This window comes from Serratia sp. OLAL2, assembly GCF_002752475.1.
GTDB classification, from domain to species: domain Bacteria; phylum Pseudomonadota; class Gammaproteobacteria; order Enterobacterales; family Enterobacteriaceae; genus Serratia; species Serratia bockelmannii.
Map to the genome: position 1 here is coordinate 326,984 of NZ_MSTL01000001.1, position 13,782 is coordinate 340,765.

The 13,782-nt window shown below is 59.1% G+C and carries 15 protein-coding genes; 14 read left to right on the top strand and 1 reads right to left on the bottom strand.

The window, feature by feature from the left end:
- Positions 1-42: 42 nt before the first annotated feature.
- The 11 genes from BVU99_RS01580 to fis all read left to right on the top strand — a co-directional run bounded on the left by BVU99_RS01580 (position 43) and on the right by fis (position 9,778).
- Positions 43-1,020 (top strand): MDR family oxidoreductase, encoded by a 978-nt coding sequence (locus tag BVU99_RS01580; protein WP_021505125.1) that lies wholly within the window; start codon positions 43-45, stop codon positions 1,018-1,020.
- A gap of 156 nt (positions 1,021-1,176) precedes the next feature.
- A complete protein-coding gene (msrP, locus tag BVU99_RS01585; protein ID WP_099816657.1) occupies positions 1,177-2,178 on the top strand; it encodes a protein-methionine-sulfoxide reductase catalytic subunit MsrP in 1,002 nt (333 codons plus the stop codon).
- The gene (msrQ, locus tag BVU99_RS01590) at positions 2,179-2,778 is read left to right on the top strand and encodes a protein-methionine-sulfoxide reductase heme-binding subunit MsrQ (RefSeq protein WP_016930241.1); all 600 of its coding nucleotides are present in this window, start codon (positions 2,179-2,181) and stop codon (positions 2,776-2,778) included.
- Positions 2,779-3,065: 287 nt separating this feature from the next.
- Entirely contained in the window at positions 3,066-3,518 is a 453-nt protein-coding gene (aroQ, locus tag BVU99_RS01595; protein ID WP_004936891.1) for a type II 3-dehydroquinate dehydratase, read from the top strand.
- A gap of 32 nt (positions 3,519-3,550) precedes the next feature.
- Entirely contained in the window at positions 3,551-4,018 is a 468-nt protein-coding gene (gene accB, locus BVU99_RS01600) for an acetyl-CoA carboxylase biotin carboxyl carrier protein (RefSeq protein ID WP_004936889.1), read from the top strand.
- A gap of 12 nt (positions 4,019-4,030) precedes the next feature.
- Entirely contained in the window at positions 4,031-5,380 is a 1,350-nt protein-coding gene (accC, locus tag BVU99_RS01605; RefSeq protein WP_019453177.1) for an acetyl-CoA carboxylase biotin carboxylase subunit, read from the top strand.
- Between the two features lie 152 nt (positions 5,381-5,532).
- Positions 5,533-5,775, top strand: a complete 243-nt coding sequence (locus BVU99_RS01610; RefSeq protein WP_025304424.1) for a YhdT family protein — start codon at positions 5,533-5,535, stop codon at positions 5,773-5,775.
- Positions 5,765-7,210, top strand: coding sequence for a sodium/pantothenate symporter (panF, locus tag BVU99_RS01615; protein ID WP_099816658.1), 1,446 nt, complete (start codon positions 5,765-5,767; stop codon positions 7,208-7,210). Before BVU99_RS01610 ends, panF begins: the two co-directional genes overlap by 11 nt.
- A gap of 11 nt (positions 7,211-7,221) precedes the next feature.
- Positions 7,222-8,103 (top strand): 50S ribosomal protein L11 methyltransferase, encoded by an 882-nt coding sequence (gene prmA / locus BVU99_RS01620; protein ID WP_016930246.1) that lies wholly within the window; start codon positions 7,222-7,224, stop codon positions 8,101-8,103.
- 392 nt (positions 8,104-8,495) lie between these two features.
- Positions 8,496-9,500, top strand: a complete 1,005-nt coding sequence (gene dusB, locus BVU99_RS01625; protein ID WP_025304426.1) for a tRNA dihydrouridine synthase DusB — start codon at positions 8,496-8,498, stop codon at positions 9,498-9,500.
- Positions 9,482-9,778, top strand: coding sequence for a DNA-binding transcriptional regulator Fis (gene fis / locus BVU99_RS01630; protein ID WP_000462905.1), 297 nt, complete (start codon positions 9,482-9,484; stop codon positions 9,776-9,778). Before dusB ends, fis begins: the two co-directional genes overlap by 19 nt.
- Positions 9,779-10,229: 451 nt before the next feature.
- Here the strand turns inward: fis and BVU99_RS01635 are convergent, their stop codons facing one another.
- Positions 10,230-10,571, bottom strand: coding sequence for a hypothetical protein (locus tag BVU99_RS01635; RefSeq protein WP_016930249.1), 342 nt, complete (start codon positions 10,569-10,571; stop codon positions 10,230-10,232).
- A 248-nt stretch (positions 10,572-10,819) separates the two neighbouring features.
- On the opposite strand from BVU99_RS01635, the gene lpxO reads away from it, so the two are divergent.
- The 3 genes from lpxO to BVU99_RS01650 all read left to right on the top strand — a co-directional run bounded on the left by lpxO (position 10,820) and on the right by BVU99_RS01650 (position 13,761).
- The gene (lpxO, locus tag BVU99_RS01640) at positions 10,820-11,725 is read left to right on the top strand and encodes a lipid A hydroxylase LpxO (RefSeq protein WP_025304427.1); all 906 of its coding nucleotides are present in this window, start codon (positions 10,820-10,822) and stop codon (positions 11,723-11,725) included.
- A 303-nt stretch (positions 11,726-12,028) separates the two neighbouring features.
- Complete coding sequence (lpxP, locus tag BVU99_RS01645) at positions 12,029-12,949, top strand: kdo(2)-lipid IV(A) palmitoleoyltransferase (protein WP_016930250.1); 921 nt, start codon at positions 12,029-12,031, stop codon at positions 12,947-12,949.
- A 113-nt stretch (positions 12,950-13,062) separates the two neighbouring features.
- Positions 13,063-13,761, top strand: a complete 699-nt coding sequence (locus tag BVU99_RS01650) for a CTP synthase (RefSeq protein WP_169540440.1) — start codon at positions 13,063-13,065, stop codon at positions 13,759-13,761.
- The last annotated feature ends 21 nt before the right edge of the window (positions 13,762-13,782 follow it).

A 13,782-nucleotide genomic window follows, 5' to 3' on the forward strand; every position in this document is an offset into this window, starting at 1 on the left:
TTCAGCCATTGATAGAAAAGTGTAAACGAGAGGAAGAGTGACATGCGTGCACTGTTATTGGAACAACAAGACGACCAAACTCTGGCTCATATCAAAGATATCGGCAGCGATCGGTTGCCGGAAGGCGATGTCACCGTCGACATCAACTGGTCAAGCCTGAACTATAAAGATGCGCTGGCGATCACCGGCAAAGGCAAGATCGTGCGCAACTTCCCGATGGTGCCGGGCATCGACTTCGCCGGCACCGTGCGCCACAGCCGCGACGATCGCTTCAAAGAGGGGCAAAGCGTGGTGCTCACCGGTTGGGGCGTGGGCGAACACCATTGGGGCGGCCTGGCCGAGCAGGCGCGCGTCTCCGGTGAGTGGCTGGTGCCGCTGCCGAACGGCCTGGATGAGCGCAAGGCGATGATCATCGGCACCGCCGGCTTTACCGCCATGCTGTGCGTGATGGCGCTGGAAGAAGGCGGCGTACACCCGGACGACGGCGATATCCTGGTCACCGGCGCCAGCGGCGGCGTGGGCAGCACCGCCATCGCCCTGCTGGCGGCGCTGGGTTACCGGGTGACCGCCATCAGCGGCCGCGACAGCAATACCGAGTACCTGAAAGCGCTCGGCGCCAAAGAGGTCATGTCGCGCGATGGCTATATCGACACGCCGCGTCCGCTGGAGAAACAGCTGTGGGCCGGCGCGGTGGACACCGTCGGCGACAAACTGCTGGCGCGGGTGCTGGCGCAGATGAACTATAACGGCACCGTCGCCGCCTGCGGCCTGGCGGGCGGTTATCAACTGCCGACCACCGTGATGCCGTTCATTCTGCGCAACGTGCGCCTGCAGGGCGTGGATTCGGTGCATACGCCGCTGCACCGCCGCCAAACCGCCTGGGAACGGCTGGCCGGTATTCTGCCGGACAGTTTCTATCAGCAAGCCACGCACGAAATCACCCTCGAACAGGCGCCGGCCACCGCCGCCGCGCTGCTGAACAACCAAATCACCGGCCGCACCCTGGTGAAAATCCGCTGACGGACTCCCCCCGGCGACGGGGGGCTCACCGGCGTCTGCGAAATTTCATATTTTCCCGCGCCCCCTCGCTTCCGGCCGGCTTTAGCGCCATGCTTATTTCATAAAGCCCCGTTAACCGCTCGCGGGCGGCGGGCATCAGTCGCGGAGAACATAAGCATGAACAAACACCCCAAATTGACCGAGGCCGACGTCACACCGGAGAGCGTATTCCATCAGCGGCGCAAAGTGCTGCAGGCGCTCGGCATCACCGCCGCCACGCTGGCGCTGCCTACCGGCGCACAGGCGGACCTGCTGTCGTGGTTCAAGGGCAACGATCGCCCCAAGGCGCCGCCGGGCAAAGCGCTGGAATTCAGCAAACCGGCCGCCTGGCAGGCGCAGCTGGCGATGACGCCGGAAGACAAGGTCACCGGCTACAACAACTTCTATGAGTTCGGCCTCGACAAAGCCGATCCGGCCGCCAACGCCGGCGGGCTAAAGACCGAAGGCTGGAAAGTGCGCATCGACGGCGAAGTGGCGAAGCCGATCACGCTGGATATCGACGATCTGATGAAGCGTTTCCCGCTGGAACAGCGCATTTACCGCATGCGCTGCGTCGAGGCCTGGTCGATGGTGGTGCCGTGGATCGGTTTCGAACTGGGCAAGCTTCTCAAGCTGGCCGAACCGAACAGCAACGCGCGCTACGTGGCCTTCCAGACGCTGTACGATTCGGAGCAGATGCCCGGCCAGAAAGATCGCTTTATCGGCGGTGGCCTGAAATATCCCTACGTCGAAGGGCTGCGGCTGGACGAGGCGATGCATCCGCTGGCGCTGCTGACCGTCGGCGTGTACGGCAAAACCCTGCCGCCGCAAAACGGCGCGCCGCTGCGGCTGATCACGCCGTGGAAATACGGCTTCAAAGGCATCAAATCGATCGTGCATATCCGTTTGGTGCGCGATCAACCGCCGACCACCTGGAACCAATCTGCGCCGAACGAGTACGGTTTTTACGCCAACGTGAATCCGCACGTCGATCATCCGCGCTGGTCGCAGGCCACCGAGCGTTTTATCGGCTCCGGCGGCATTCTCGACGTTAAACGCCAACCGACGTTGCTGTTCAACGGCTATGCCGACCAGGTAGCGTCGCTGTATCGCGGTATGGATCTGCGGGAGAATTTCTAAGTGCGCCTGACGCCTGTTCATATCAAATGGCTGAAAGCCGCCCTGCATCTGGCGGCGTTTTTGCCCTTTCTCTGGCTGGTGTTGGCGGTGGATCAAGGCTGGTTCAGCGCCGATCCGTCCAAGGACATCCAGCATTTCACCGGCAGGATGACGCTGAAACTGCTGCTGGCCACGCTGGCTATCGCCCCGCTGGCGCGCTATGCCCGTCAGCCGCTGCTGATCCGCTGTCGCCGTCTGGTGGGGCTGTGGTGCTTTGCCTGGGGCACGCTGCACCTGATAAGCTACTCCACGCTGGAGCTGGGGCTGAGCAATCTCGGCCTGCTGGGCAGCGAACTGGTGAACCGGCCCTATCTGACGCTCGGCATCCTCACCTGGCTGATCCTGCTGGCGCTGGCGGCCACGTCAACGCTGTGGGCAATGCGCAAGCTGGGGGCCAAATGGCAAACGTTGCACAACTTCGTCTATCTGGCGGCGATCCTCGCCCCCATCCACTACCTGTGGTCGGTCAAAACATTCTCCCCCCAGCCGTTCATTTACGCGCTGTTGGCGGTGGCGCTGTTGGGCCTGCGTTACAAGAAATTCCGCGCCTGGTGGCGCTGAATCGCGCGGCGGTGCGCGTTATTGGCGCGGAAAAACGCGCGCCGCCGGCGGGAACTTTTTCTGTGTTCCAGCGCTCATATTCCTGTCACGGATCCCCCAGTTCCTCGATTTGGGGTTGAATATCTTCGCTGATAAGACCAGTATTTAGCTGCGAATTGCTACGATATCGTTATAATGCCCGACCTTGTTTCTGTTCTCAGGGTGAATTTGCCCCTTAACAGGTGACAAATCGGTAACATCGGGTTATTTTCTACGATGATGGTTTTATTGCCGGAGATACCAGCACAATGGCGGATAAGTTTCACATTTTGCTTCTGAACGGCCCCAATCTCAATCTGCTGGGGACGCGTGAGCCGGAGAAGTACGGCAGCACGACGCTGACAGAGATTGTTAACGGATTGGAAAACCAGGCATCCGCATTGGATATTACCCTGAGCCATCTGCAATCCAACGCCGAGCATCAGCTGATCGATCGCATTCATCAGGCGCGCGGCAACACCGATTTCATTCTGATAAACCCGGCGGCGTTCACGCATACCAGCGTGGCGCTGCGCGATGCGTTGCTGGCGGTGCAGATCCCGTTCATCGAGATCCACCTGTCCAACGTGCACGCCCGCGAACCTTTCCGCCATCACTCTTATCTCTCAGACGTAGCGGTAGGCGTGATTTGCGGCCTCGGCGCGGATGGCTACGCTTTCGCTTTACAGGCAGCGGTTAACCGTCTGTCGAAAACCCACTAATTGCTCCACAAAAAGAGTACGGAATCACACTCATGGATATTCGTAAAATCAAGAAACTGATCGAACTGGTTGAAGAATCAGGTATTTCTGAACTGGAAATCTCTGAAGGCGAAGAATCGGTTCGCATCAGCCGTGCCGCACCGGCGCAGGCTTATCCCGTCATGCAGCAGGCCTACGCGATGCCGGCACAGCAGCAGCCAGCCCTGGCTACCGCCGTTGCCACCGCGCCTGCGGCAGAAACCCCTGCAGCACCGGCGGCCGTGAGTGGCCATGTCGTTCGTTCCCCAATGGTAGGCACCTTCTACCGCACCCCAAGCCCGGACGCGAAAGCCTTCGTGGAAGTGGGCCAGAAAGTGAACGCCGGCGATACCCTGTGCATCGTTGAAGCCATGAAAATGATGAACCAGATCGAAGCGGACAAGTCCGGCGTCGTGAAAGCCATCCTGGTGGAAAACGGCCAGCCGGTCGAATATGACGAGCCGCTGGTCGTCATCGAATAACGAGGCGCCCCCATGCTTGATAAAATTGTTATCGCCAACCGCGGCGAGATCGCGCTTCGCATCCTGCGTGCCTGTAAGGAATTGGGCATCAAGACCGTTGCGGTTCACTCCGCGGCCGACCGCGATCTGAAACACGTTCTGCTGGCCGACGAGACCGTCTGCATCGGTCCTGCGCCATCGGTAAAAAGCTACCTGAACATCCCGGCCATCATCTCGGCGGCGGAAATCACCGGCGCCGTGGCGATCCACCCGGGCTACGGCTTCCTGTCGGAGAACGCCGACTTCGCCGAGCAGGTTGAACGCTCCGGCTTCATCTTCATCGGCCCGAGAGCCGAAACCATCCGCCTGATGGGCGACAAGGTTTCCGCGATCAACGCCATGAAAAAAGCCGGCGTGCCCTGCGTACCGGGCTCCGACGGCCCGCTGACCGACGACATGGATAAAAACCGTGCCTTCGCCAAGCGCATCGGTTATCCGGTGATCATCAAGGCCTCCGGCGGCGGCGGCGGTCGCGGCATGCGCGTCGTGCGCAGCGACAAAGACCTTGAGCAGTCCATCAACATGACGAAAGCGGAAGCCAAAGCGGCTTTCAACAACGACATGGTGTATATGGAAAAATACCTGGAGAATCCGCGCCACATCGAGATTCAGGTATTGGCCGACGGCCAGGGCAACGCCATCTATCTGGCCGAGCGCGACTGCTCCATGCAGCGCCGCCACCAGAAAGTGGTCGAAGAGGCGCCGGCGCCGGGCATCACCAGCGAAATGCGCCGCTACATCGGCGAGCGCTGCTCGAAAGCCTGTGTGGAAATCGGCTACCGCGGTGCGGGCACCTTCGAGTTCCTGTATGAAAACGGCGAGTTCTATTTCATCGAAATGAACACCCGTATTCAGGTAGAACACCCGGTTACCGAAATGATCACCGGCGTAGATCTGATCAAAGAGCAGCTGCGCATCGCTGCCGGTCAGCCGCTGTCGATCAAACAGGAAGAAGTGAAGATCCACGGCCACGCGGTAGAATGCCGCATCAACGCCGAAGATCCGAACACCTTCCTGCCGAGCCCGGGCAAGATCACCCGCTTCCACGCGCCAGGCGGTTTCGGCGTGCGTTGGGAATCTCATATCTACGCCGGTTATACCGTACCGCCGTACTATGACTCCATGATCGGCAAGCTGATCACCTTCGGCGAAAACCGTGACGTGGCGATTGCCCGCATGAAGAACGCCCTGGCTGAACTGATCATCGATGGCATCAAAACCAACGTTGAGCTGCAGCAGAAGATCATGAACGACGAAAACTTCCAGCACGGTGGCACCAACATCCACTATCTGGAGAAGAAGCTGGGTCTGCAGGAAACCTAAGGCAGCCACGCAGCATCGTCTGACGAAAGGCCGGTTAATCACCGGCCTTTTTCTTTGGCGCTGCCGCCAGTAACGGCTTGGCAAAACGCCGTCATGCCGTAAAATTCCCTACCTTTGATGAATCCATCACCGTAAACCTATGGGAGACACGGATGGACAAACGCTTTATTCAGGCGCACCGCGAAGCGCGCTGGGCGCTGGGGCTGACGCTGCTCTACCTGCTGGCCTGGGGGCTGGCGGCCTACCTGCCGGACAGCGCCATCGGCGTCACCGGCCTGCCGCACTGGTTCGAAATGGCCTGCCTGCTGGTCCCGCTGCTGTTCACCGGCCTGTGCTGGCTGATGGTGCGCACGGTGTTCCGCGACATTTCGCTGGAGGACAGCGATGCAAACTGAAGTGATCCTGCCGCTGGTCGCCTACCTGTTGCTGGTATTCGGCCTGTCGGTGTATGCCTACAGCCGCCGCCAGAGCGGGAATTTCCTCAGCGAATACTTTCTCGGCAACCGCTCGATGGGCGGCTTTGTGCTGGCGATGACCTTGACCGCCACCTACATCAGCGCCAGTTCGTTTATAGGCGGCCCCGGCGCCGCCTATAAATACGGCCTGGGCTGGGTGCTGCTGGCGATGATCCAGCTACCGGCGGTGTGGCTGTCGCTCGGCGTGCTGGGCAAGAAATTCGCCATCCTGGCGCGGCGCTACAACGCCATCACCCTCAATGACATGCTGTATGGCCGCTACCAAAGCCGCCTGCTGGTGTGGCTGGCCAGCCTCAGTCTGCTGGTGGCGTTCCTCGGCGCCATGACGGTGCAGTTTATCGGTGGCGCCCGCCTGCTGGAGACCGCCGCCGGCATTCCCTACGACACCGGCCTGCTGATCTTCGGCATCAGCATCGCGCTGTACACCGCCTTCGGCGGCTTCCGCGCCAGCGTGCTGAACGACGCCATGCAGGGGCTGGTGATGCTGCTCGGCACCGTACTGCTGCTGGTGGCGGTGATCCACTCCGCCGGTGGGTTGCACAGCGCGGTGGACAAGCTGCAGCAGATCGATCCGGCGCTAGTGTCGCCGCAGGGCGGCGATCAAATCCTCAGCCTGCCGTTTATGGCGTCGTTCTGGATCCTGGTGTGCTTCGGGGTGATCGGCCTGCCGCACACCGCCGTGCGCTGCATCTCTTACAAAGACAGCAAGGCGGTGCATCGCGGCATTCTGCTCGGCACCGTGGTGGTGGCGGTGCTGATGTTCGGCATGCACCTGGCCGGCGCGCTCGGCCGCGCGGTCTTGCCGGACCTCAAGATCCCCGATCAGGTGATCCCGACGCTGATGATCACCGTGCTGCCGCCGTACGCCGCCGGGATCTTTTTGGCGGCGCCGATGGCGGCGATCATGTCGACCATCAACGCCCAGCTGCTGCAATCCTCCGCCACCATCATCAAGGATCTCTACCTGGGCGTACGCCCACAGCAGATCCACAACGAGCGGTTGATCAAGCGCTTCTCCAGCCTGACCACGCTGATCCTCGGTCTGCTGGTGCTGCTGGCGGCCTGGCGGCCGCCTGAGATGATCATCTGGCTCAACCTGCTGGCTTTCGGCGGGCTGGAGGCGGTCTTCCTGTGGCCGCTGGTGCTGGGCCTGTATTGGGAACGCGCCAATGCTCAGGGAGCGCTTAGCTCAATGGTGTCGGGTGCGGTATGCTATACGCTATTGGCCAGCTTCAACCTGCAACCGGCGGGGCTGCATCCTATCGTGCCTTCGCTGTTGCTCAGCCTGTTGGCGTTTTATCTCGGTAACATCGTCGGCGAAAAGCGCCGGGCGGCGTCATCATTACCCTCTTAAAGAGAATTGCTATGCCTTGGATCCAACTCAAACTGAACACCACCGGCAGCCAGGCGGAAGACCTGAGCGACGCGCTGGTGGAAAGCGGCGCCGTGTCGGTGACCTTCCAGGACACCCACGACAACCCGGTGTTCGAACCGCTGCCGGGTGAAACCCTGCTGTGGGGCGATACCGACGTGATCGGCCTGTACGACGCCGAAACCGATATGGCCGAGGTGGTGGCGATGCTGGAACAGCACCCGCTGCTGGGCGCCGGTTTCCGCCACAAGATAGAACAGCTGGAAGACAAGGACTGGGAGCGCGAGTGGATGGACAACTTCCACCCGATGCGCTTCGGTGAGCGCTTGTGGATCTGCCCGAGCTGGCGCGACGTTCCCGATCCCGACGCGGTTAACGTGATGCTCGATCCGGGCCTGGCGTTCGGCACCGGCACCCACCCGACCACCGCGCTGTGTCTGCAGTGGCTGGACGGCCTCGATCTGGCCGGCAAAACCGTCATCGACTTCGGCTGCGGTTCCGGCATCCTGGCGATCGCCGCGCTGAAGCTGGGTGCGGCGCGCGCTATCGGCATCGACATCGATCCCCAGGCCATTCAGGCCAGCCGCGATAACGCACAGCGTAACGGCGTTTCAGAGCGTCTGGAGCTGTATCTGCCGAAAGACCAGCCGGCGGACCTGCTGGCGGACGTGGTGGTCGCCAACATCCTCGCCGGCCCGCTGCGCGAGCTGGCGCCGCTGATTGGTTGCCTGCCGAAGGCCGGCGGTCATCTGGGGCTGTCCGGCGTGCTGGCCAGCCAGGCGAGCAGCGTAGCGGAAGCCTACGAAGAGAAGTTCACGCTCGATCCGGTCGCCGAGCGCGAAGAGTGGTGCCGTATCACCGGCCGCCGCAAGTAAGCGTCACGGTCTATTGCCCCCTCATCCACCGGCCCTGCGCCGGTGGATTTTTTTGTCCGGCGATCGCCAGACGGACGAGACAAAATTTTATGCAATTTTTTGCCGTTCAACGACGGATCGCCCTGACAATGCGCCTTCCAGGCAGGCTATACCAGCAAAAATAGCGGGCGAATGCAGATAATATTCTGCACAAAGGCGAATATTTTGCCGCACACAAAATAAGCACTTTTCGTCAACTCATTGTAAAATATATATAATATTTTTATGAATCGCCGCGTAGCGCATTTTTCGCCCTAATACAGGGCCAATTGGTTAAAGTTTGGCCTTTCATCTCGACGCAAAAATGCGTAATATACGCGCCCTTGCGGACACAGTATGGTCACTCTTTGTCTATGCGCATTGGACACCACCAGCTTACTAATTGCCTGATTGCGGCCCCGATGGCCGGTATTACAGATCGCCCGTTCAGAACCCTCTGTCATGCAATGGGTGCTGGGATGGCTGTATCCGAAATGCTCTCCTCCAACCCGGAGGTGTGGCGGACGGATAAGTCGCGTCTGCGTATGGTGCATAGCGATGAACCAGGGATCCGCTCCGTGCAGATTGCCGGATGCGATCCTGATGATATGGCCGCCGCCGCGCGTATCAACGTGGCCAGCGGCGCGCAGATCATCGATATCAATATGGGATGCCCGGCCAAAAAAGTGAACCGGAAGCTTGCCGGGTCCGCTTTGTTGCAGTACCCGGATCTGGTTAAACGGATCCTCCACGCGGTGGTTGACGCAGTGGATGTGCCGGTAACGCTGAAGATTCGCACCGGCTGGGCGCCAGAGCATCGTAACTGTGTAGAGATTGCCCAACTGGCCGAAGACTGTGGTATTCAGGCCCTGACGATTCACGGCCGAACCCGCGCCTGTCTGTTTAACGGCAACGCGGAATACGACAGCATTCGGGCAGTTAAGCAGAGTGTTTCCATTCCGATTATCGCGAATGGGGATATTACTGACCCGCATAAAGCCAGAGCAGTGCTCGACTACACCGGGGCCGATGCCCTGATGATAGGCCGCGCTGCTCAGGGGAGACCCTGGATCTTCCGGGAAATCCAGCATTATCTGGACACTGGGGAGTTGCTGCCGCCGCTGCCGCTTGGCGAGGTGAAGCGCTTGTTGATTGGGCACATTCGGGAATTGCACGGCTTTTATGGCCAAGGCAAGGGATTCCGGATTGCTCGTAAGCACGTGTCCTGGTATCTCCAGGAACACGCTCCGAATGACCAGTTTCGGCGCACATTCAACGCCATAGAGGATGCCAGCGAACAGCTGGAGGCGTTGGAGGCATATTTCGAAAATCTTAGCGTAAAAAAAGAGCTGACAGAACTATGTTCGAACAACGCGTAAATTCTGACGTACTGACCGTTTCTACCGTTAACTCACAAGATCAGGTGACTCAAAAGCCTCTGCGTGACTCGGTTAAACAAGCACTGAAGAACTATTTTGCTCAACTGAACGGTCAAGACGTAAATGACCTGTATGAGCTGGTACTGGCTGAAGTTGAACAGCCACTGTTGGACATGGTGATGCAATACACCCGTGGCAACCAAACCCGCGCAGCCCTGATGATGGGCATCAACCGCGGCACGCTGCGCAAGAAGCTGAAAAAATACGGCATGAACTGATACTAGTCAGTTAACGTGTTGAAAAGGCGCTTTATCTCATTTGATAAGCGCCTTTTTCTTTGTCTGATTTATGCCTACATTGGCGGGGCTTTGCGCGGAATGCGCTTATCAATATATCCGGCAATGAAATAGCAAATACCCGCCACGGCCGCGACCATCACGGAGCGCTTCCACCCGTCCAACTCCACACCCAGGCTATCCAGCCCGCTCAACACCCCAAACACCAGCAGACCCAAGATAACCGATGCTCTGCCTGTCCAGGTTGGTGAGGGTGTAAATAAACGCCTTACCCAGTGGGATCTCATAGAGCTTCCTCCTTGCTTACGATTGAGTCGCCAATCGATGAAGAATACTCTCACGTTTTACTCGGGGCGACAAAGCGGGGGCATAGGCTCTGGTTTGCGGGCAATAAAAAAGGCCGCAGCGCGGCCCTTGGGGTAAAGCGGAGACCTTATTCGGTCGCTTTGTTCTTGAGGCTTTCCGCCCCTTGCTTGGTCTTGTCCCAAGCCTTCTCCGTACCCTGTTTGGTGGAGTGCCAGGCCTTTTGCGAGCCTTCGCTCACTTTGCTGCCGACGCTGTCGCTCTTGCCTTCGGCGGCGTGCTTGGCTTTCAGCTTCAGCTCTTCACCCTTGTCCTGAGACTGGTGCAGCTTTTCTTTGGCGGTATCCGCCCCTTTATGCGCCTCAGCGACGACCTCGTTGCTGGCGTGAGCGGCGGTGTCGGTCGCGGTTTCAGCAGCGAACACCGGGGAAGCGAGCAGCAGTGCAGACAAGGCAATGATTGATTTCTTCATAAGTCCCTCTTTTCTCAGATACGTGCCATTCGTCATGAAACAAGATGGCATGAAATGCCCCTTGAACGATTTAAGAATAGGACTAAAACCAAAAAAATCGATACAAAATTTTATTACCAACGGTTTTATTGATTTTTTATGCCACCAAGCAGTATGAGCGGGGAAAGCGCACGAAAAAGTTAAATTTTTCCTGTCACAAAACTATAATTTGTACGAATTTTTAACAAGCACCAACAGGGATGGATTCTATGGTTGCCGCGATCATTATCGGCATTTTTATCATCAGCTTCCTCTACGCACACTCCCGCGGCAAAGAGAAACAAAAGCTTACCCGCCAACTGTTCGATCACTCCACCTTTATGGGGCCGATCAACATGTTTATGACCGGCTTCTCCCGTTTGCCCGCCAAACAGCCCTATTTCGACGAAAAAGGCTTCCCGGAGCTACAGACGCTGACCGACAACTGGCAGGTGATCCGCGAGGAAGCCGTGCGCTTGCAGGATCACATCAAAAAGGCGCAGTCGCACAACGACGCCGGATTCAACACCTTCTTCAAACGCGGCTGGAAACGTTTTTATCTGAAGTGGTACAGCGACAGCCACCCTTCGGCGCAAACGCTGTGCCCGAAAACCGTCGAGCTGCTCAACCGCATCCCGTCGGTCAAGGCCGCGATGTTCGCCGAGCTGCCGCCCGGCAGCCATTTAGGTAAACACCGCGATCCTTACGCCGGCTCGGTGCGCTACCATCTGGGGTTGATGACGCCCAACGACGATCGCTGCTTCATCGAGGTCGATGGCGAGCAGCACAGTTGGCGCGACGGCGAGGCGGTGATCTTTGATGAAACCTACGTGCACTGGGCGCAGAACGCCACCGATCAGACGCGCATCATTCTGTTTTGCGACGTCGAACGGCCGATGAAATGGCGCTGGGCGCAGGCGGTCAACCACTGGGTCGGCGCCACGCTGATGTCGGCAGCCAGCTCGCCGAACGACGATCAGGACCGCACCGGCGGCATCAACCGCATCTTCAAGTACGTCAACGCAGTGCGCGATGCCGGCCAACGCCTGAAAGCGCGCAACCGCCGTGGTTACTACCTGCTGAAGTGGCTGGTGATCGTCGCTATTTTCGCCGCCATCATCCTCCCCAGCCTGTAAACCGTCGCCAATCGTCAACACAGGGGCAACGCGAATGAGAATATTCGCATGCCCCTCTTCCGCCACACCCCGTACCCTGTGTTAACATACACGTTCCTAGAGCCGCCTCCGCTGGCCAACAGCTATCCCTCCGAAGCCTGATAGCAGCGCAAACCGCCCTTCGAATGTAAATGTTTAGTCAATTATGGAATTCCGACTAAACCCTGGCCGTACCTGGGTGTCTGAGTAGTCGTATCGCTATCGAGTGGAACCTTTATATGCGTTACAGCTTGCTGCCCCTTTTAACGTATAAAAAGAGTTTCTATGAAATCAGCCAAAGCATTTCAACTGGCCTTGCTGCACCCGCGCTACTGGTTAACCTGGTTCGGCCTCGCCCTGCTGTTCCTGCTGGTCCAGCTCCCCTACCCGTTGCTCAATCGGCTGGGAGTGTGGATGGGGCGTACCTCGATGCGATTTCTCAAACGCCGCGTCACCATCACTCGTCGCAACCTCGAGCTGTGTTTCCCCGAGATGGACGAAGCGCAGCGCGAGCGCAAGGTGGTGGGCAACTTCGAATCGCTCGGCATGGGCCTGTTGGAAACCGGCATGGCCTGGTTCTGGTCGGATAAACGCGTCAAACGCTGGTTCAACGTCTCCGGCATCAACCACCTCAAAATGGCGCAGCGCGACGATCGCGGCGTGCTGGTGATCGGCGTGCACTTCATGTCGCTGGAACTGGGCGGCCGGGCAATGGGCCTGTGCCAGCCGATGATGGCGATGTACCGTCCGCACAACAATAAAGCGATGGAGTGGGCGCAGACCAAAGGCCGCATGCGTTCCAACAAGGCGATGATCGACCGCAAAGATCTGCGTGGCATGGTGCACGCGCTCAAGCGCGGCGAGGCGGTATGGTTCGCGCCGGATCAGGACTACGGCCCGCGCGGCAGCGTATTCGCCCCGCTGTTCGCCGTCGATCAGGCCGCTACCACCAGCGGCACCTTTATGCTGGCGCGCATGGCCAACCCGGCGCTGGTGCCGGTAGTGCTGATCCGCCGCGAAGGCGGCCGCGGCTACGACCTGCTGATCCAGCCGGCCCTGGAAGACTATCCACTCAGCGACGAACAGGCGGCGGCGGCTTACATGAACAAAGTGATCGAGAAAGAGATCATGCGAGCGCCGGAGCAATACATGTGGCTGCACCGCCGTTTCAAAACCCGACCGGCTGGTGCGCCCTCGCTGTACTGACCTTTTTTTTCAGCCCGGCCAATGCCGGGCTTTTTTGTGCGCCACCTTTAAAAAACGGCGGCTCGACACTCTACTTTCCTGTAATCTCCTTCTTTACCCGCACAGGAACGGAAATGATGAAAGCTCAAGTTCGCATTGCTCTGGTCGGTGATTACAACCCGCAAGCCGTGGCCCATCAGGCCATCCCCGTGGCGCTCCAGCTCACCGCCGCCCATCTCGATATTGACGTGCAGCCCCAGTGGCTACCGACCGAAACCTTGATCTCCCCCGAAACGCTGCAAAATTTCGACGCCATCTGGGTGGTGCCAGGCAGCCCGTATCGTTACGACGACGGCGCCTTTATGGCGATCCGTCATGCGCGGGAAAACGACGTGCCGTTCCTCGGCTCCTGCGGTGGTTTTCAATACGCCATCGTCGAATACGCCCGCAACGTGATGGGCTGGCACGACGCCGGCCATGCGGAAACCGACAGCGGTGGCCGGCTGGTGATCGCCCCGCTGAGTTGCTCGCTGGTGGAAAAAACCGGCGACATCGTTTTTCAGCCCGACACCCGCGTCGCACAGGCCTACGGCAGCCTGAACACCCATGAAGGCTACCACTGCAACTTTGGCGTGAATCCGGAATTCGTCGCCGATCTTGAGCGCTTCCCGCTGATCATCAGCGGCCACGACAGCGAAGGCGACGTGCGCGCCATCGAACTGCCGGGCCGGCGTTTTTACGTCGCCACGCTGTTCCAGTCGGAACGCGCCGCGCTGCGCGGCGAGCTTTCACCGCTGGTGGTGGAACTCGTCAAAACAGCCGCCAACGGGTAAAAAAAAGCCCTCCTGCGAGGG